Annotated in this window: 17 protein-coding genes; 16 read left to right on the forward strand and 1 reads right to left on the reverse strand. The window is 66.8% G+C overall.

The genetic code is table 11. From position 1 onward, the window contains the following. The 16 genes from AC1KAR_RS14320 (at window position 1) to AC1KAR_RS14395 (ending at window position 17,374) form a co-directional block, all read left to right on the forward strand. Window positions 1-1,089 carry a phosphotransferase gene (locus AC1KAR_RS14320; RefSeq protein ID WP_480318799.1) on the forward strand — a complete coding sequence of 363 codons (1,089 nt, stop codon included), beginning with the start codon at window positions 1-3 and terminating at the stop codon, window positions 1,087-1,089. Between the two features lie 125 nt (window positions 1,090-1,214). After that, window positions 1,215-2,891 carry a long-chain fatty acid--CoA ligase gene (locus tag AC1KAR_RS14325; RefSeq protein WP_480318801.1) on the forward strand — a complete coding sequence of 559 codons (1,677 nt, stop codon included), beginning with the start codon at window positions 1,215-1,217 and terminating at the stop codon, window positions 2,889-2,891. Between the two features lie 33 nt (window positions 2,892-2,924). Then, window positions 2,925-3,908: a tripartite tricarboxylate transporter substrate binding protein gene (locus tag AC1KAR_RS14330; RefSeq protein ID WP_480318803.1), complete on the forward strand. Its 984-nt coding sequence runs from the start codon at window positions 2,925-2,927 to the stop codon at window positions 3,906-3,908. An 89-nt stretch (window positions 3,909-3,997) separates the two neighbouring features. Next, window positions 3,998-4,747, forward strand: coding sequence for an electron transfer flavoprotein subunit beta/FixA family protein (locus AC1KAR_RS14335; RefSeq protein ID WP_480313892.1), 750 nt, complete (start codon window positions 3,998-4,000; stop codon window positions 4,745-4,747). A gap of 16 nt (window positions 4,748-4,763) precedes the next feature. Further along, entirely contained in the window at window positions 4,764-5,696 is a 933-nt protein-coding gene (locus AC1KAR_RS14340; protein WP_480318805.1) for an electron transfer flavoprotein subunit alpha/FixB family protein, read from the forward strand. 109 nt (window positions 5,697-5,805) lie between these two features. Further along, window positions 5,806-6,576 carry a class II aldolase/adducin family protein gene (locus AC1KAR_RS14345; RefSeq protein WP_480318807.1) on the forward strand — a complete coding sequence of 257 codons (771 nt, stop codon included), beginning with the start codon at window positions 5,806-5,808 and terminating at the stop codon, window positions 6,574-6,576. A 31-nt stretch (window positions 6,577-6,607) separates the two neighbouring features. Then, window positions 6,608-7,534, forward strand: coding sequence for a 2-hydroxyacid dehydrogenase (locus AC1KAR_RS14350; RefSeq protein WP_480318809.1), 927 nt, complete (start codon window positions 6,608-6,610; stop codon window positions 7,532-7,534). Window positions 7,535-7,568: 34 nt separating this feature from the next. Then, complete coding sequence (locus AC1KAR_RS14355) at window positions 7,569-8,792, forward strand: ABC transporter substrate-binding protein (protein WP_480318811.1); 1,224 nt, start codon at window positions 7,569-7,571, stop codon at window positions 8,790-8,792. Window position 8,793: 1 nt separating this feature from the next. Continuing rightward, complete coding sequence (locus AC1KAR_RS14360; RefSeq protein ID WP_480318813.1) at window positions 8,794-9,846, forward strand: cyclase family protein; 1,053 nt, start codon at window positions 8,794-8,796, stop codon at window positions 9,844-9,846. A gap of 81 nt (window positions 9,847-9,927) precedes the next feature. Next, window positions 9,928-11,505, forward strand: coding sequence for a class I adenylate-forming enzyme family protein (locus AC1KAR_RS14365; protein WP_480318815.1), 1,578 nt, complete (start codon window positions 9,928-9,930; stop codon window positions 11,503-11,505). Beyond that, window positions 11,502-12,116, forward strand: coding sequence for a pyridoxamine 5'-phosphate oxidase family protein (locus AC1KAR_RS14370; protein ID WP_480318817.1), 615 nt, complete (start codon window positions 11,502-11,504; stop codon window positions 12,114-12,116). Before AC1KAR_RS14365 ends, AC1KAR_RS14370 begins: the two co-directional genes overlap by 4 nt. Window positions 12,117-12,257: 141 nt before the next feature. Continuing rightward, window positions 12,258-13,826 carry a carboxylesterase/lipase family protein gene (locus AC1KAR_RS14375; RefSeq protein ID WP_480318819.1) on the forward strand — a complete coding sequence of 523 codons (1,569 nt, stop codon included), beginning with the start codon at window positions 12,258-12,260 and terminating at the stop codon, window positions 13,824-13,826. Window positions 13,827-13,881: 55 nt separating this feature from the next. Then, window positions 13,882-15,060 (forward strand): CaiB/BaiF CoA transferase family protein, encoded by a 1,179-nt coding sequence (locus AC1KAR_RS14380; protein ID WP_480318821.1) that lies wholly within the window; start codon window positions 13,882-13,884, stop codon window positions 15,058-15,060. Further along, window positions 15,057-15,854: an enoyl-CoA hydratase gene (locus AC1KAR_RS14385; protein WP_480318823.1), complete on the forward strand. Its 798-nt coding sequence runs from the start codon at window positions 15,057-15,059 to the stop codon at window positions 15,852-15,854. Before AC1KAR_RS14380 ends, AC1KAR_RS14385 begins: the two co-directional genes overlap by 4 nt. 11 nt (window positions 15,855-15,865) lie before the next feature. Next, complete coding sequence (locus AC1KAR_RS14390) at window positions 15,866-16,609, forward strand: enoyl-CoA hydratase/isomerase family protein (RefSeq protein ID WP_480318825.1); 744 nt, start codon at window positions 15,866-15,868, stop codon at window positions 16,607-16,609. 33 nt (window positions 16,610-16,642) lie between these two features. After that, the gene (locus AC1KAR_RS14395; protein WP_480318827.1) at window positions 16,643-17,374 is read left to right on the forward strand and encodes a GntR family transcriptional regulator; all 732 of its coding nucleotides are present in this window, start codon (window positions 16,643-16,645) and stop codon (window positions 17,372-17,374) included. A gap of 20 nt (window positions 17,375-17,394) precedes the next feature. Here AC1KAR_RS14395 and AC1KAR_RS14400 read toward each other — a convergent pair whose 3' ends face one another. Next, entirely contained in the window at window positions 17,395-18,534 is a 1,140-nt protein-coding gene (locus AC1KAR_RS14400) for an acyl-CoA dehydrogenase family protein (RefSeq protein WP_480318829.1), read from the reverse strand. Window positions 18,535-18,561 lie beyond the last annotated feature (27 nt).

Raw genomic sequence — 18,561 nt, forward strand, 5'->3', positions numbered from 1 at the left:
ATGAGCAACGACAAGTCCGCCGCCCAGTTCACGGGCACGAAGCCCGTCGCCCCGCAGCACGCGTTCGACGTTCAGAAGCTCGACGCCTACATGCGCCAGCACGTCGCCGGTTTCAGCGGCGAGCTGCAGGTCGAGCAATTCAAGGGCGGGCAGTCCAACCCCACCTTCAAGTTGAGCGCCGACGGCAAGCAGTACGTGATGCGCCGCAAGCCGCCCGGCGTGCTGCTGCCCTCGGCCCACGCGGTGGACCGCGAGTACAAGGTCATCAGCGCACTCGCCAAGACCGACGTGCCCGTGGCCAAGGCCTACGCACTGTGCGAAGACCCGTCGGTGATCGGCACCGCCTTCTACATCATGGATTGCGTCGAAGGCCGCATCCTCTGGGACCCGCTGCTGCCCGACTACAACAACGCCCAGCGTGGTGAGCTCTACAGCGAGCTCAACCGCGTGATGGCTGCGCTGCACCGCGTCGACCCCAACGCCACCGGCCTCGGGGACTACGGCAAGCCCGGCAACTACATCGAGCGCCAGGTCGCGCGCTGGACCAAGCAGTACCAGGCCGCCGAGACGGAGACCATCGACGCCGCCAACCGGCTCATCGAGTGGCTGCCCAAGTACATCCCGCAGGGTGACGAGGTCGCCATCGTCCACGGCGACTACCGCTTCGACAACGTGATCTTCCACCCCACCGAGCCGCGCATCCTCGCGGTGCTCGACTGGGAGCTGTCGACCCTGGGCCACCCGCTGGTCGACTTCGCCTACCACTGCATGACCTGGCGCATGCACGGCGGCGAAGGCGGTCGCGGCATGGCGGGCGCCGACCTCGTGTCGCGTGGCATCCCGAGCGAAGCCGAGTACGTGAAGATGTACATGGAGCGCACCGGCCGCAAGAACGCGGTGAGCCCCGCTGAGTGGAACTACTACATGGTGTTCAACATGTTCCGCCTGGTCGGCATCCTGCAAGGCATTGCCCACCGCGCGCAGCAAGGCAACGCGTCGAGCGAGCATGCGGTGGCGTCCGGCAAGCGTGCCCGGCCGCTCGCCGAGCAGGCCTGGGCACTGGCACAAGAAATCGACGCGTCACGGTAAGAGCTCCGAGCGGGCCTCGATACCTCAGGTTGATCGGGCGGCGGGTGTTCGAAGGGTTCCGTCCGCTCGGCTGAGGTATCGAAGCCCCGCTCCGCTTCCCGCAAGAACAGGTATAGATTGCTCCCATGTCAGATCGCCACCTTGCGCACTGGCCGCCCGGGCTGCCCAAGCACCTGACGCTGCCCGAGACCCACGTCTTCCATAACGCCGAGGTCTCGGCGCAGCGCTACCCGCACAAGCCCTTCATCGTCTTCTACGACACGGCGATCAGCTTCGCGGAGTTTCTGGACGAGGCCGAGCGCATCGCGGGCTACCTGCAGCAGGTGTGCGGCGTGAAAGCCGGCGACCGCGTGCTGCTCTACATGCAGAACAGCCCGCAGTGGGTGCTCGCGTTCTACGCCATCCTGCGCGCAAACGCGGTCGTGGTGCCGGTCAATCCGATGAACATGACGGAGGAGCTGCGGCACTACGTCAAGGACACCGGCGCGACCACGGCCTTCGTGCCGCAGGACCTGCACGCGCAGATGCAAGCGCTCGTCGGAGTTGCCGGGTTGCAGCACCTCATCGTCGCCACCTACAGCGACTACCTCAAGCGCCCGACCGACCTCACCGTGCCGACCTTCGTGGCGGAGCCGCGCAAGACCTTTCCTGACGCAGGCAGCGTCGCGTGGGCCGATGTCCTGGCCAGAAACCTGCGCCCGGGCCCCATCACCACCGGCCCGGACGACCTGTGCGTGATGCCCTACACCTCGGGCACCACCGGCCACCCGAAGGGCTGCATGCACACCCACCGCAGCACGATGAGCACGCTGGTGGGCGGCATCCAGTGGTTCGGCCGCACGCAGGACGCCGTCTTCCTCTCGGTGCTGCCCTTCTTCCATGTGACCGGCATGTCCGGCAGCATGAACGGGCCGATGTACGCCGGCGCCACCATCGTGATCCTGCCGCGCTGGGATCGCGACGCGGCCATCACGCTGATGCAGCGTTACCGCATCACGGTGTGGCAGGTCATTTCGACCATGATGATCGACTTCCTGTCCAACCCGAAGCTCGGCGACTACGACCTGTCGAGCCTGCAGGTGATCCGGGGCGGCGGTGCGGCCATGCCCGAGGCGATCGGCGCCAAGCTGAAGCAGCTCACCGGCCTCGACTACACCGAGGGCTACGGCATGAGCGAGACCCTGGCCGCCACGCACATCAACCCGATGCACCGGCCGAAGAAGCAGTGCCTGGGCATCCCGGTGTTCGACGTCGACGCCCGCGTGGTCGACCCGGCGACGATGAAAGAGGTGCCGCAAGGCGAGACCGGCGAGATCGTCGTGCATGCGCCGCAGGTGATGCGTGGGTACTGGAACAACGAGAAGGCCACGCGCGAGAGCTTCGTCGAGATCGACGGCAAGCCGTTCCTGCGAACCGGCGATCTGGCGCAGATCGATGCCGACGGCTACTTCTTCATGGTCGATCGGCTCAAGCGCATGATCAACGCGTCGGGCTACAAGGTGTGGCCGGCCGAGGTGGAGGCGCTGATGTACCACCACCCGGCGATCCATGAGGCCTGCGTGATCGGCGCACACGACCAGCGCCGTGGCGAGACCGTCAAGGCGCTCGTCGTGCTCAAGCCAGAATACAAGGGGAAGGTAAGCGAGCAGGACATCATCACCTGGTCGCATGACCACATGGCGGCCTACAAGAGCCCGCGCATCGTGGCGTTCGTCGAGTCGCTGCCCAAGTCCGGATCGGGCAAGGTGCAGTGGCGCGAGCTGCAAGAACAAGAGGCGGCGAAACACGCCGTCCGTGTCTGACGTCCCCCATCCACCCTACCGGAGACTCCCAGGATGACCACTTCCCCGCAACGCCTGCGCCGCGCCCTTGTGCTCGCCACTGCCGGCGCCGCCTTGGCCGCCCCGTTTGGAGCCGCCCATGCGCAGGCCTATCCGAACAAGCCCATCACCTTGATCGTCCCGTGGCCGGCCGGTGGCTCCACCGATCGCCACCATCGCGCTCTGGCCGAGATCGCCAGCAAGTACCTGGGCCAGAACATCATCGTCGAGAACAAGCCGGGCGCCGGCGGAACGCTCGGCCCGGGCACGATGGCGCTCACCGCCAAGCCGGATGGCTACACGATCTCGCAGTTCCCGATGGGCATGCTGCGCCTGCCGCACATGCAGAAGGTGCCCTGGAGCCCGATCAACGACTTCACCTTCATCATCGGCGTGTCGGGCTACACCTTCGGGTTCGTCGTGAAGAGCGACTCGCCGTACAAGAGCTTCAAGGAATACATCGAGGCGGCGCGCAAATCTCCCGACAAGATTGACTACGGCTCGACCGGCATCGGCACCAGCCCGCACTTGCTGCTTGAGGAGCTGTCGGCCAAGGCGGGCGTCAAGCTGAATCACATCCCGTTCAAGGGCAATGCAGACCTGATGCAAGCCCTGCTCGGTGGGCACGTGATGGCGGCGAGCGACGCCTCCGGTTGGGACAAGTTCGTCGACAACAACCAGATGCGCCTGCTCGTCACCTTCGGTGAGAACCGCACCAAGCGCTGGCCGCAAGTGCCCACCGCCAAGGAACTCGGCTACGGCATCGTGTCGCAATCGCCGTATGGCCTGGTCGGACCCAAGGGCATGGACCCGGCGGTCGTGAAGACGCTGCACGATGCCTTCAAGAAGGCCATGGACGACCCCAAGCACCTCGAAGTGCTGGCGCAGCTCAACCAGGACATGTGGTACCGCAGCGGCGAGGACTACAAGGCCTGGGCCATCGCCACCTATGCCAAGGACAAGTTGCTGATCGACCGCCTGGGTCTCTCGGCCAAATAGTTTTGCAGTGCCTGCCCGTTCGCCACCTCCTCTCTCTGGCGAACGGTGTAGGGAGGTTTTCTTTTCAACATTAGAAAGTGATCGTTCTCATGAAAGTGCTGGTAGCCGTCAAACGCGTGGTGGACTACAACGTGAAGGTACGTGTGAAGAGTGACGGCAGCGGTGTGGACATCGCCAACGTCAAGATGAGCATGAACCCCTTCGACGAGATTGCGGTCGAAGAAGCCGTTCGCCTGAAGGAGAAGGGTGTCGTCACCGAAGTGATCGCCGTGTCCGCCGGCCCCACCCAGTGCCAGGAGACCCTGCGCACCGCCATGGCCATCGGCGCCGACCGCGCCATCCTGGTCGAGACCGACGCCGAACTGCAGCCCCTGGCCGTCGCCAAGCTCCTGAAGGCCCTGGTCGACAAGGAACAACCCGGCCTCGTCATCCTCGGCAAGCAAGCCATCGACGACGACTGCAACCAGACCGGCCAGATGCTCGCTGCCCTGGGCGACCTGCCCCAAGCCACGTTTGCCAGCAAGGTCGAACTCAGCGCCGACGGCGTCTCCGTCACCCGCGAAGTCGACGGCGGCCTCGAGACCTTGAAGCTCAGCCTGCCGGCCGTGGTCACCACCGACCTGCGCCTCAACGAGCCGCGCTACGTGACCCTGCCCAACATCATGAAGGCCAAGAAGAAGCCGCTGGAGACCGTCAAGCCCGAGGCCCTGGGCGTCGACGTCGCCCCGCGCATCAAGACCTTGAAGGTCGCCGAGCCCCCCAAGCGCAGCGCCGGCATCAAGGTGCCCGATGTCGCCACCCTGGTCGACAAGCTCAAGAACGTCTCCAAGGTCATCTAAGGGAAGGAACAAGAACATGACCACCCTCGTCATTGCCGAACACGACAACAAGTCCATCAAGGGCGCCACCCTCAACACCGTGACCGCCGCCGCTGCCATTGGCGGCGACGTGCACGTCCTCGTCGCCGGAGCCAACGCAGGCGAAGCCGCCCAGGCCGCTGCCGCCATCGCCGGGGTGAGCAAGGTCATCCACGCCGACGGCGCCCAGCTCGACCACGGCCTGGCCGAGAACGTCGCTGCGCAAGTGCTGGCGATCGCCCAGAACTACAGCCACATCCTCTTCCCCGCCACCGCCAGCGGCAAGAACGTTGCCCCGCGCGTCGCCGCCAAGCTCGACGTCGGCCAGATCAGCGACATCACCAAGGTCGTCAGCCCCGACACCTTCGAGCGCCCCATCTACGCCGGCAACGCCATTGCCACCGTGCAAAGCGGTGACAAGGTCAAGGTCATCACCGTGCGCACCACCGGCTTCGACGCTGCGGCCGCCACCGGTGGCAGCACCGCCGTGGAAACCGCCGCTGCAGCAGCCGACAGCGGCAAGAGCAGCTTCGTGGGCAGCGAGATCGCCAAGAACGACCGCCCCGAGCTGACCGCCGCCAAGATCATCGTCTCCGGTGGCCGAGCGCTGGGCAGCAGCGACAAGTTCAACGAAGTGCTGACCCCGCTGGCCGACAAGCTCGGCGCTGCGCTCGGCGCCAGCCGCGCCGCAGTGGACGCGGGCTACGCCCCCAACGACTGGCAGGTCGGGCAGACCGGCAAGATCGTGGCACCCCAGCTGTACATCGCCGCCGGCATCTCGGGGGCCATCCAGCACCTGGCCGGCATGAAGGACAGCAAGGTGATCGTGGCCATCAACAAGGACCCCGAGGCACCGATCTTCAGCGTGGCCGACTACAGCCTCGAGGCCGATCTGTTCACGGCTGTGCCGGAATTGGTGAAGGCGCTGTAACTCAGGCGACAAGCGGGGCAAAGCGATGCGCATGCACCAGCGTGCACTTCGACAAGCCCCGCACCGGCCGGTATAAAACCGGGTTCATCCACACAGCAGGAGACACATCATGAATGCACCGCTCGAATTCGCGTCGCTCAAGAACCAGGTCTCCGCAGAAGAGTGGCAAACCCGCGTGGATCTCGCGGCCGCCTACCGGCTGGTCGCGCTCTTCGGGTGGGACGATCTCGTCTTCACCCACATCTCGGCCCGCGTTCCCGGCGAGCCGGACAACTTCCTCATCAACCCCTACGGTCTCTTCTTCGATGAGATCACCGCCTCCAGCCTGGTGAAAGTCGATCACCACGGCGAGAAGGTGATGCCCTCGAAGTTCGACATCAACCCAGCCGGCTTCGTGATCCACAGCGCGATCCACGAGGCGCGCCCTGAGGTGAACTGCGTGCTGCACACGCACACGCTGCATGGCGTGGCGGTCTCGGCGCAGAAGAACGGCCTGCTGCCGCTCTCGCAGCAATCGACGCTGCCGCTCAACCAGATCGCGTATCACGACTACGAAGGCATCGCGCTGCGCGATGAAGAGAAGCCGCGCCTGTGTGCCGATCTCGGCAAGAACAACTGCCTGATCCTGCGCAACCACGGCCTGCTGACCTGCGGGCGCAGCGTGGCCGAAGCCTTCCAGGCGATGTACACGCTCGAAACTTCGTGCCGCATCCAGATCCTGGCGCAGTCGGGTGGCAGCGAACTCAGCCACATCCCGCAGGACGTGGTCGAACTGAACATGCGACAGGCCCGAGACGCATCGCGCGGCCAGGGTTCCAGCCTGGTATGGCCTGGGCTGCTGCGCCGGCTCGACCGCCGCAACCCGGGTTATGACGCCTAAGGAAAGTGACATTTAAGGAACCGCGCGATCCATGGCCATCCTGGTGCTGTCGAACCCCCTTCCGTCGGCACCATTTGCCGCCGCCCTGCGCCAGGCCTCTGGCGGCATCCCCGTCTGGACCGAGCAAGACGAGCCGCCGCCCGAGGCGGTCGAAGCAATCCTCGCCTGGCGCATGAAGCCGGGCGTCCTGCCCCGCTACCCCAACCTGCGCGTGCTGTGCTCCACGGGCGCGGGGGCAGAGAAGTTGCTAGTCGAGGACTTGCCCCAGCACGTTCCGCTCACACGCGTGGTCGACCCGATGCAGGGCATCGAGATCGCGCAGTACGTGGTCGCGACGACGCTGCAGTTCACGCGCGATCTGCCGCTCTACGCCGAGCAGCAAGCCCGTGCCGAATGGAAGCGCCACCCCGTGCGCACCGCGGTGCGCTGCCGTGTCGGCGTGATGGGCATGGGTGCCGTGGGCCAAGCCATCGCACGCGCATTCCTGCCGCTCGGCTACCCGGTGGGAGGATGGAGCCGCACGCCCCGCGAGGTGCCGGGCGTGGCCACCTTCGCGGGCGCGGATGAACTGCCCGAGTTCCTTTCGCAAGCCGATATCTTGGTGTGCGCCCTGCCGCTCACCGACGAGACGCGCGGCCTGCTGAACCACCACACGCTTGCGCAGTTGCCACGCGGAGCCTTCGTCATCAACGTCGGCCGCGGCGAACAACTCGTAGAGCACGACCTGCAGGTGCTGCTCGACGGCGGCTACCTCGCCGGCGCGGCGCTCGATGTGTTCGAGCGCGAACCGCCTCCGCCCGACAACTGGGTCTGGTCGCACCCGCTGGTGGTGGCCACGCCGCACATCGCGGCGCAGGCCTCCTTCGACACCGTGGCGCAGCAATGCCTGGACGCGCTGCGCCGCGCGCGCGAAGGCCAACCGCAGCCGCTGGCGGTGGACAGGCAACGCGGCTATTGATCACCGCAACAACAACCACAGCAGGAGACAACGCATGAGACTGAAGACTTGCGCCGCGGCGCTCACCTCCGCCATCGCCGCCCTCGCCTGCGCGGCCAGCGCCCAGGCCCAGGGCATCTCCGACGACAAGGTGAAGATCGGGCTGATCCTCGACATGTCGGGCCTGTACTCCGACATCACCGGGCCCAACCTCGTGACGGCGGTGAAGATGGCCGTCGACGACTTCGGCGGCACGGTGCTCGGCAAGCCGATCGAAGTGCTGTCGGCCGACCACCAGAACAAGGCCGACATCGCCGCGAACAAGGCGCGCGAGTGGTACGACGTGGAGAAACTCGACGCCGTGCTCGACGTGGCCGCCAGCGCCCCGGCACTCGCCGTGGCCGGCGTGGCGAAAGAGAAGAACCGCATCGCCGTCTTCACCTCGCCCGGGGCCTCGCGCCTGACCAACGAAGCCTGCACGCCCGTCACCATCCACTACACCTACGACACCTACGCGCTCGCCAACGTCACCGGCAAGGCGGTGGTGAAGAACGGCGGCGACAGCTGGTTCTTCCTGGTAGCCGACTACGCCTTCGGCTCGGTGCTCGAGAAGGACACCTCCGACGTCGTCAAGGCCGGCGGCGGCAAGGTGCTGGGCTCGGTGCGCCACCCGCTGAGCGCTTCTGATTTCTCGTCGTACATGCTCAAGGCGCAAGGCTCGGGTGCCAAGATCATCGGCCTTGCCAATGCAGGCGGCGACACCATCAACTCGATCAAGGCCGCCAAGGAGTTCGGCCTCACGGCCTCGGGCAAGCAGCAGCTTGCGGGCTTGCTGATGTTCATCAACGACGTGCACAGCCTGGGCCTGGCCACCACGCAGGGCATGATGCTCAGCGCCGGCTGGTACTGGGATCTCAACCCCGAGAGCCGCGCCTGGGCCAAGCGCTTTTTCGAGAAGACCAAGCGCATGCCCAACATGGCGCAGGCCGGCGCGTACTCGGCCACGCTGCACTACCTGAACGCGATCAAGGCGGCCGGCACCGATGCCACCGAGCCGGTGATGGCCAAGATGCGCGCCACGCCCATCAACGACATGTTCGCCAAGAACGGCCGCATCCGCGAAGACGGCCGCATGGTGCATGACATGTACCTCTTCCAGGTGAAGAAGCCCGCCGAATCGAAGACGCCCTGGGACTACTACACGCTCAAGGGCACCGTGACGGGCGACCAGGCTTTCACGCCGCTCGCCACGAGCGCCTGCCCGCTGGTGAAGAAGTGACATGAGCACATCGCCCCGCTGGAAGCACCGCCCGCAAGGATCGACCTGGGGCGATTTCGGCCCCGACGATCAACTGGGCCGCCTCAACCTGCTCACGCCCGAGAAGGTGAAGCAAGGTGTGGCCGAGGTGAAGGAGGGCCTGTCGTTCGGCCTGAGCCTGCCGCTCGACTACCCTGGTGGCGCGAAGCTCAACCCACGCCGCAAGCCGCCCGATCTGCGCCCCACCGATCTGAGCGGCGACCCGTTCATGAACATGCCGCTGCGGCGCTTCGACCGGCGCAACACCGATGTGGTCTGCGACGACCAGGTCAACATCACACTGCAGTACTCCACGCAGTGGGACACCTTCGCGCACGTCGGCTCGTGGTTCGACGCCGACGGCGATGGCGAGCCGGAGAAGGTTTACTACAACGGCTTTCGCGCACACGAAGACGTGCTCGGCCCTGGCGACCTGAAGCTCGCCTCGTGTGGCTGCGGCGAGGGCGGCTCGTATGCCCTGAAGCTCGGTGTCGAGAACTTCGCCGTCAAGGCCATCCAAGGCCGGGGCGTGCTGGTGAACCTGCATGCCCACATCGGCAACACCCGCGAGCGTGTGGGCTACGAGCAGCTGATGCGCATCATGGAAGTTGACAAGGTGCAGGTCGAGCGCGGCGACATGCTGCTCTTTCACACCGGCTTCGCCGACGTGATCCTGTCGATGAACCGCGAGCCCGACATGGCCGTGCTCAACAACTCCTGCGCCACGCTCGACGGCCGCGACGAGCGCCTCTTGCAGTGGGTGACCGACAGCGGCGTGGCTGCGCTCATCGCCGACAACTACGCGGTGGAGGCCTACCCCGCTCGCGACACCGAAGGCGATGCCGAACGCGCCGCACTGCCGCTGCACGAGCACTGCCTCTTCAAGCTGGGCGTGCCTTTGGGCGAACTGTGGTTCTTGAGTGAACTTGCCGCTTGGCTGCGATCGAACCATCGGTCACGATTCCTGCTCACCGCACCGCCCTTGCGCTTGCCCGGCGCGGTGGGGTCGCCCGTCACCGCCGTGGCCACCGTCTAGCCCGTGGCCACCGTGTAACTCATCCTCCTCCCCGCCCTGCCGGCCCAAGCCCGCAGCGCACGTTCAATTGCCGAGACACCCATGGACCCGATCGCCGCCCCCTTCGAGAACGACTTCGGCCTCATCGCCGACCTGATCCGCAGCCACGCCAAGCGCGACCCGAAACGCCTTGCGCTGGTCGACAAGACCGCCAGCGTCACGTATGCCCAGCTCGACGCCATGATGGACCGCGTGGCCGCCGCGTTGAAACGCGACGGCGTGAAGCCGCAGCAGGCCATCGCCATCTGTGCCTACTCGTCGGTGCACTACGCGGCGATCTTTCTCGGCGCCTTGCGTGCCGGCGTGGTGGTAGCGCCGCTCGCCCCCGGATCCACGCCGGAGCAGCTGCAAGGCATGCTGACCGACGCCGACGCGAAGATCCTCTTCACCGAAGCCGCCACGGCCGAAGCGGTCAAGGCCGCAGAGGCGCTGAAGATCCCCCGCGTCTCGCTCGACGGATCGACGCTCGGTGGCTCGACGTGCACGCAGCTCGTCGACTGGGTCGCACCTGCTGGCACCCCGTTCAAGGCGGTCAAGTCGCAACCCGGCTGGGCCTTCAACATCATCTATTCGTCGGGCACCACCGGTACGCCCAAGGGCATCGTGCAGCCGCACAGCATGCGCTGGGCGCACGTGCGCCGTGGTGGCGGCGCCTACAACTACGGCCCGCACGCCACGACCATCCTCGCCACGCCGCTGTACAGCAACACCACGCTGGTGGTGTTCTTCCCCACGCTGGCCTGGGGCGGCACCGTGGTGCTCATGCCCAAGTTCGACGCGCGGGGCTACCTCGAACTCGCACAGAAGTACCACGTGACGCACACCATGCTCGTGCCGGTGCAGTACCAGCGCATCATGGCCGTTGCCGACTTCGATGCCTTCGACCTGTCGAGCTTCACCGCCAAGTTCTGCACCAGCGCACCCTTCGGCGCCGCACTCAAGGCCGACATCGTGAAGCGCTGGCCCGGCACGCTCAACGAGTTCTACGGGATGACCGAAGGCGGCGGCACCTGCATCCTCGAAGCGCATGCGCACCCGACCAAGCTGCACACCGTGGGCAAGCCGGCCGAAGGCCACGACATCCGCCTGATCGACGAGCACGGCAAGGAGGTGCCGATCGGCGAGATGGGCGAGGTGGTGGGCAAGAGCGTGTCGATGATGACCGGCTATCACCAGCAACCCGGCAAGACACGCGACGCCGAGTGGTACAGCCCCGAAGGCGAGCGCTTCATCCGCACCGGCGACGTGGGTCGTTTCGACGAAGACGGCTTCCTCACGCTGATGGACCGCAAGAAGGACATGATCATCACCGGCGGCTTCAACGTCTACCCGAGCGACCTCGAAGCCATCCTGCGCCAGCATGCCGCCGTGGCCGACGTGGCCGTGGTCGGCGTGCCCTCCGACGCGTGGGGCGAGACGCCGGTGGCCTACGTGGTCAAGAAGCCGGGCGAGCCGATCACCGAGCAGGCGCTGCAGGACTGGTTCGCCCACCAGGTCGGCAAGACGCAGCGCGTCTCGGCCGTGCACTACATCGACGAGCTGCCGCGCAGCGCCATCGGCAAGGTGCTCAAGCGCGAGTTGCGCGACAAGCACGTGCATGCCGCCAAGGCCCACGCGTGAGCGAACACCGAGTTGCCACGCTCGCCGAGCTGCGCCGCCTCTACGCGCAGCCCAAGGGCCGCACCCTCGCCAAGCAGCTCGGCGCTCTCGAAGCGCACAGCCGCCGCTTCATCGAGCTTGCGCCCTTCCTCGTGCTGGCGACCGCCGGCGCACAGGGCATGCCGGACGCATCGCCTCGCGGCGGCGCGCCGGGCTTCGTGAAGGTGCTGGACGACCGCACGCTGCTGATCCCCGATGCCAAAGGCAACAACCGTCTCGACTCGCTTCAGAACATCATCGAGACCGGCAAGGCGGGGCTGATCTTCATGATCCCCGGTGTGGATGAAACGCTGCGCATCAACGGCCGCGCCTGGCTGTCACGCGATCCGGCACACCTGGGCCACTTCGCGGCAGAGCAGAACCCGCCGCAAACCGCCATCGTCGTGAGCGCCGACGAGGTCTACCTGCACTGTGCCAAGGCCTTCATGCGCTCGCGCCTGTGGGCGGCCGATGCACAACTGCCGCGCTCGGCGCTGCCGACGATGGGCGAGATGATCGGCGACCAGACCGGCATGGCCGGGCCGGTCGAGACGCAAGCGCAGATGCTCGACCGCTACCGCGCTGACCTGTAGCTGTAGCTGTAGCTGTAGCAGCAGCCCCAGCTCGCGCGAGGTTCGTTCGGCGCCGCACATTGCCGCGCTCTCCAGGATTGACGTGGCTGTCGAATATTCATATCTTCGACAGATATATCAATTACAGCAGGGAGCGTCACCTTGTCCGATCAGATCCACCCCCCGTCCGGCCCGATCGTCAACACCACACACGGCCGCGTGCGCGGCGCCCATGAGCGCGGCGTTGCCGTGTTCAAGGGCATCCCCTACGGCGCGTCGACCTCCGGCGCGCGGCGTTTTCTGGCGCCGCTGCCACACGAGCCCTGGACAGGTGTGCGCGACACCCTCGCCTTCGGCCCCTGTTCTCCGCAGCCGCCGACCCCTCGCACGCGCATCTTTCAGTGGCTGACGAGCGAGACGCCGCAGGGCGAAGACTGCCTGGTGCTCAACGTCTTCACTGCCGCCACCGACAACGCCAAACGCCCGGTGATGGTCTACCTGCATGGCGGCGCGTTCTCCTTCGGCGCCGGCGACACGCCCGTGCTCGATGGCAGCGCGCTGGCCCTTCATGAAGACGTGGTGGTCGTCACGGTGAACCACCGCCTGAACCTCTTCGGCTACCTGTGCCCGCCCGCAGGCGCCGACGAGCGATTTGCCGATGCCGGCAACGCCGGCATGCTCGATCTCGTGCTCGCGCTGCAATGGGTGCGCGACAACATCGCGGGCTTCGGGGGCGACCCGGCGTGCGTGACGATCTTCGGCCAATCGGGCGGCGGCGCCAAGGTCGCGATCCTGATGGCCATGCCGCAGGCGCAGGGGCTGTTCCACCGCGCGGTGGTGCAAAGCTCCTCGTCGGGCTTCCACGTTCAGGAGCACGAAGACTCCTACCGCGCCACCCACCAGCTGCTGCAGGAGATCGGCCTGTCGCCCGGCAACTTCGCGTCGCTGCAGAGGTTGCCGACGGCCGACCTGGTCCGCGCGATGCTCAATGTGGTGTCTGCCAATGGCGGGCAGGACAACTTCCGCCCGGTGATCGACGGCCGCTCGCTCACGCGGCACCCGTTCTTCCCGCAGGCACCCGAAATCTCGGCGCACATCCCGATGCTGGTGGGCGCCACGGCCACCGAGGCGACCTTCTATCTCGCGATTGATCCATCGAACTTCATGCTCAGCGCGGAAGACGCCTTCCAGCGCATCAAGCGCTTCATGCGCATCGACGTCGCACAAGCCGATGCGTTGATCTCGGTGTACCAGTCGCAACACCCCGGCGCTTCGCCGAGCGACGTGCTGGCCTACATCGCCAGCGACCACATGTACCGCGTCACCAACATCCGCGGCGCCGAGCAGAAGGCGCAACAGCAGGGCGCACCGGTCTACATGTACGAGTTCGCGTGGGAGAGCCCCGTGTTCGGTGGCAGGCTGCGCTCGCCGCACACGGCGGAGTTGCCGTTCATCTTCGGCAATCTCGATGCTGCCGCCGCCTTCACAGGACAGGCGCCCGAACTGGTGGATCTCTCTCGCAAGATGATGGCCGCGTGGGCCCACTTCGCGCGCCACGGGCGACCCGCTGCGCAAGGGCTGCCCGACTGGCCCGCGTTTACACCGCAATCGAGGAACACCATGGTGTTCAACCTCGACTGCAGTTTGCAGAACGATCCGCGCGGCGTAGAGCGGGAAGCCATGAGCCAGTTGCCCGCCTTCCGCCCGGGCGGGCCGCTGAACTATCGCTAAGCGACCACCCCAAGAGATCGACCGCCAAGAATCCCACCGCCGAGCACTCAGACCCATGCCCCTCTCGAAGTACACGGTCCTCGACCTCACCGTGGCTCGCGCCGGCCCCGCCGCCGTGCGCCTGCTGGCCGACTGGGGTGCGCGCGTCATCCGCATCGAGCCGCCACCGCACCAGGCCGGCAACTCGATGACGGGCGCGCGGCGCGGCGCCGACGAGCAGAACCTGCACCGCAACAAGCGCAGCCTGTGCATCGACCTCAAGCACCCGCGCGGGCTGGAGGTGCTGCACGCGATGGTGCGGCGTGCCGACGTGGTCGTGGAGAACTTCCGCGCCGACGTGAAGACGCGGCTTGGCCTCGACTACGAGCAGCTGCGCGCGGTCAGCTCGCGCATCATCCTCGCGAGCATCTCCGGCTTCGGGCAAGACGGCCCCTACAGCGACCGGCCCGGCGTCGACCAGGTGGTGCAGGGCCTGTCCGGCCTGATGTCGATCACGGGCGAGCCCGGGCAGGGGCCGATGCGGGCGGGTATCGCCGTGTCCGACACCTCGGCCGGCATGTTCCTGGGCCAGGGCATCCTGCTCGCGTTGCTGCACCGCGAGCACACCGGCGAAGGCCAATGGGTCCACACTTCGCTGCTCGAATCGATGCTCAACAAGCTCGATTTCCAGGGCGCGCGCTACACCATGTCGCGCGATGTGCCACAGCAGCAGGGCAACTTCCACCCCACGGCGGTGCCCATGGGCGTGTTCGAGGCCAGCGACGGCCTCGTCAACCTCGCGGCCAGCACACCCAAGATGTGGGCCGCGCTGTGCTCCACGCTCGATGCCGGGCACCTGCTGAACCACCCCGACTACGCCGACGTGCGCTCGCGCATCCAGCACCGCGAGCAGCTCAATGCCGATCTCAACACGCAGACCCGACGGTTCACCTCCACCGATCTGGTCGCGCGCCTCAATGCGGTGGGTGTGCCCTGCGGGCCGATCCTCGACGTCGGGCAGGCCTTCGACGACGAGCAGGCCCAGCACCTGCGCATGACGCGCCCGGCCCCGCACCCCGCCCTGGGCGACCTGAACCTGGTGCGCTCGCCGATCAACCTGTCGCGCTTTCCGCACCCCGAGCGCTTCCACCATGCCGCGCCGGACGCCGGCGAGCACACGCGCGAGCTGCTGCGCGAGTTCGGCTACGACGACGATCGCATCGACGCCCTGCGCGAACAAGGAGCCATCGCATGATCGATCTCGGCACCGACAAAGTGCTCGCCCACACCGATGCGAGCGGCATCGGTTGGGTCACCTTCAACAACCCCGAGCGCCGCAACGCCATCTCGCTCGAGATGTGGCAAGGCCTGGGCCACGCGATGGAGGCCCTGGCGGCTGATGACGCCGTGCGAGCGGTGGTGCTCAAGGGCGCCGGCGGCAAGGCATTTGCCTCGGGCGCCGACATCTCCGAGTTCGACCAGCAACGCGCGAACGCCGAGCAGCGCAAGCGTTACGCCGAAACCGCCGAGCGGGGCCGCCTGGGCTTGGCACGGCTGCACAAGCCGCTGATCGCGATGATCCAGGGCTACTGCATCGGCGGCGGGCTCGCAGTCTCGCTGAGCGCCGACCTGCGGTTTGCCTCGGCCAATTCGACCTTCGGCATCCCCGCGGCCAAGCTCGGCCTGGGCTACGAGTACGCTGGCGTGGCGGCACTGGCGCGGCTTGTGGGCCCATCGAACGCTCGCGACCTGCTGTTCAGCGCGCGCTTCGTGCAGGCGGACGAAGCCCTGCGCATCGGCCTGGTGAACTTCGTCATCGAGGAATCGGCACTCGAAGCCCGCGTGCGCAGCTACGCCGAGGGCATCGCACGCAATGCGCCGCTCACCGTGCGTGCCGCCAAGGCGGCAGTCAACGCGTACGAGCGCTATTCACGCACCGACTCGGACGATGTGGCCGCCCTGGTGGACGCCTGCTTCGACAGCGCCGACTACGCCGAGGGCCGCCGCGCCTTCGCCGAGAAGCGGCTGCCCCGCTTCGAGGGCCGGTAGAGAATCCGCGCATGGAACCCGAACTGCAGATCGAAGGCCACGTCGCCACCATCACGCTGCGCCGCGCGCGCCAGGCCAATCGGCTGGAGCCCGATGACGTGCAGGCGCTGGTCGATCACATCGCCACCGTCAACGAACACGACGAGGTGCTGGTGCTGCGCCTGCAAGCCACCGGCAAGTACTTCTGCAGCGGCTACGACATCACCGCCATCGGCGGGCCGCGCACGCTACGCTTCGACCAGATGGTCGATGCCTTCGAGGAGGCGCGGCCGGTCACCATCGCCGTGCTGCAAGGGGGTGTGTATGGCGGCGCGACCGATATGGCGCTGGCGTGCGACTTCCGCATCGGCTCGCACGATGTCGAGATGTTCATGCCCGCGGCGCGCCTGGGCCTGCACTTCTATCAGCGCGGGCTGGAGCGCTACGTGAGCCGCATCGGCGTGAACATGGCCAAGCGGCTCTTTCTCACGGCCGACAAGATCGGCGCCGAGGAGATGCGCGACTGCGGCTTCCTCACCCACCTCGTCGCGGCGGGCGAGCTGCATGCCACCGCCGACCGCCTCACCGACACGCTGTCCGGCATGGCACCACTGGCACTGCTCGGCATGAAAAAGCACCTGAGCCGCATCGCGCGCGGTGTGCTCGACGAAGCCGACCTGCAGCGCGACATCGCCCGCGCCGCGAAGTCCGACGACCTGAAGGAAGGCGCTGCGGCCTGGGCCGCCAAGCGGCCGCCGCGCTTCACCGGTCGCTGAGCCTCTTGCAACATCCACCCGGCCCGCCAGCGCATGACCACCACGCACAAGCCCACGCCGATGATGAGCATCCAGGAACGCATTCGCACCAGCATCGAAGCCGAGATCCTGTCGGGCGTGCGGCCGCCTGGCAGCGCGATCGACGAGAAGGCCCTGGCCGCGAGCTTCGATGCCTCTCGAACGCCGGTGCGCGAGGCGCTCATGCTGCTCTCGGCGCAGGGCCTGGTCCACATCGCGCCACGCTCGGGCATCTACGTGCGCCACCCCAGTGCCGATGAACTGGCTGCCTTGCTCGAAGCGCTCTGCGAGATCGAGGCCGCCATCGCCCGGCTGGCGGCGCGGCGCGTCACGCCCGCACTCACGAAAGCCATCCGCGCGGCCTGCGACGCCTGCTCACGCTGCGTCGCCAAAGGCGACGCGCGCGGCTACTTCGCGGCCAACGGGGCCTTGCACGAAACCATCTTCGAGGCAAGCGGCAACACCGTGCTGGTGGAGCAGGCGCGCAATGTGCGCAAGCGCCTGGCGGCCTTCCGCAGGCACACCTTCCACCAGCCGGGGCGCATGCAGAAGTCGGCCGCCGAGCACCAGGCCCTCGTCGACGCCATTTGCAGCGGCGACAGCGAAGCGGCCACAGCGTTGATGCGCGAGCACATCTCGGTGGGCGGCGAAGCCCTGGTGGCACTGCTGCTGGCCAGCAAGGCGCTCGCACCAACTGTCACGCCCCATGCAAGCCCGCAGGCGCGCGCTGGCAAGGTCCGCGCGTAGATCGGCGGGCGCTCCCTGGCTCAGTACTGCTTGAGCTGGGCGAGCTGGTGGGCGTGGTAGTTTGCGTCGCCGAAGAGTTCTTGAAGCACGCGCGCACGCTTCATGAAGAAGCCGATTTCGAACTCATCGGTCATGCCGATGCCGCCGTGCATCTGCACGCCCTCTTGCACCGCGAGCGTGACCGTCGTTCCGGCCTTGGCCTTGGCCACCGAGGCCAGCCCGACCGCCGCAGGGCCGCCTTCGCCCACGGACTGCAATGCCTTGAGAACGGCCGAGCGGGTGAACTCGATCTCGCAATAGAGGTGCGCAGCTCGGTGCTGCAGCGCCTGGAACTCTCCGATGATCTTGGTGAACTGTTGCCGCTCTTTCAGGTAGACCACCGTGCGGGTGAACACTTCGTCGGAAATGCCCAGCATCTCGGCCGCGGCACCCACGCGACCCGCATTCAGCGCAACATTGAGAGGCGTAAACCCCTCTCCCACCGTGCCGAGCACAGCGTTGCCGGGGACCGCGACGCGGCTGAAGCTCACGCGCGCGGCATTGTGTGCATCGACGATCGCAGCACGCTCGACGCTTACTCCCGGAGTCGCTGCATCGACCAGGAACAGCGTGAGGCCCGCGAGATCGCCCTTGGCACCGCCGGTTCGCGCTGCCACGATCAACAGATCAGCCACGTGGCCATCGAGCACGAAGGTCTTGTGGCCATCGAGCGTGTAGCCGTCACCGGACTTCTCGGCCTTGAGCGACGTGTTGTGCGGGTTGTGCTTGCTGTGCTCGTCGACAGCGAGCGTTGCGATCAACTCGCCTGTGGCAATCCCGGGCAGCGTGGCTTGCTTCTGGACCTCGGTGCCCGCAGCCAGGATCGCACTCGCCGCGACGATGCTGGAGGCCAGGAAGGGCGAAGCCGTCAGGTTGTGGCCGATCTCTTCCATCACCACACCCGCCTCGACCAGGCCAAGGCCCATGCCGCCGTAGGCCTCGGGGATCAGCACGCCGGTGAAGCCCATCTCGGCGAACTGCTTCCACAGTGCACGGCCGAAGCCATCGGCGCTGCGGCCGTCGCGCAGCTTGCGAAGCTCGGAAACGGGTCCGTTGTCGGCCAGAAAGGCCTTGGCGCTGTCGCGCAGCATGCCTTGTTCTTCGGTGAGGACGAGTGCCATGTGTGTGTCTTTTCGGAGATTGCTGAA

It is taken from the genome of Piscinibacter sp. PDB1-1 (assembly GCF_056675995.1).

What these genes read in the sequence shown, in the direction of transcription:
- AC1KAR_RS14335 (WP_480313892.1), top strand. Translation starts at nt 3,998, where the DNA reads ATGAAAGTGCTGGTAGCCGTCAAACGCGTGGTGGACTACAACGTGAAG.
- AC1KAR_RS14330 (WP_480318803.1), top strand. Translation starts at nt 2,925, where the DNA reads ATGACCACTTCCCCGCAACGCCTGCGCCGCGCCCTTGTGCTCGCCACT.
- AC1KAR_RS14340 (WP_480318805.1), top strand. Translation starts at nt 4,764, where the DNA reads ATGACCACCCTCGTCATTGCCGAACACGACAACAAGTCCATCAAGGGC.
- AC1KAR_RS14360 (WP_480318813.1), top strand. Translation starts at nt 8,794, where the DNA reads ATGAGCACATCGCCCCGCTGGAAGCACCGCCCGCAAGGATCGACCTGG.
- AC1KAR_RS14365 (WP_480318815.1), top strand. Translation starts at nt 9,928, where the DNA reads ATGGACCCGATCGCCGCCCCCTTCGAGAACGACTTCGGCCTCATCGCC.
- AC1KAR_RS14395 (WP_480318827.1), top strand. Translation starts at nt 16,643, where the DNA reads ATGACCACCACGCACAAGCCCACGCCGATGATGAGCATCCAGGAACGC.
- AC1KAR_RS14345 (WP_480318807.1), top strand. Translation starts at nt 5,806, where the DNA reads ATGAATGCACCGCTCGAATTCGCGTCGCTCAAGAACCAGGTCTCCGCA.
- AC1KAR_RS14355 (WP_480318811.1), top strand. Translation starts at nt 7,569, where the DNA reads ATGAGACTGAAGACTTGCGCCGCGGCGCTCACCTCCGCCATCGCCGCC.
- AC1KAR_RS14325 (WP_480318801.1), top strand. Translation starts at nt 1,215, where the DNA reads ATGTCAGATCGCCACCTTGCGCACTGGCCGCCCGGGCTGCCCAAGCAC.
- AC1KAR_RS14385 (WP_480318823.1), top strand. Translation starts at nt 15,057, where the DNA reads ATGATCGATCTCGGCACCGACAAAGTGCTCGCCCACACCGATGCGAGC.
- AC1KAR_RS14380 (WP_480318821.1), top strand. Translation starts at nt 13,882, where the DNA reads ATGCCCCTCTCGAAGTACACGGTCCTCGACCTCACCGTGGCTCGCGCC.
- AC1KAR_RS14390 (WP_480318825.1), top strand. Translation starts at nt 15,866, where the DNA reads ATGGAACCCGAACTGCAGATCGAAGGCCACGTCGCCACCATCACGCTG.
- AC1KAR_RS14400 (WP_480318829.1), bottom strand. Translation starts at nt 18,534, where the DNA reads ATGGCACTCGTCCTCACCGAAGAACAAGGCATGCTGCGCGACAGCGCC.
- AC1KAR_RS14350 (WP_480318809.1), top strand. Translation starts at nt 6,608, where the DNA reads ATGGCCATCCTGGTGCTGTCGAACCCCCTTCCGTCGGCACCATTTGCC.
- AC1KAR_RS14320 (WP_480318799.1), top strand. Translation starts at nt 1, where the DNA reads ATGAGCAACGACAAGTCCGCCGCCCAGTTCACGGGCACGAAGCCCGTC.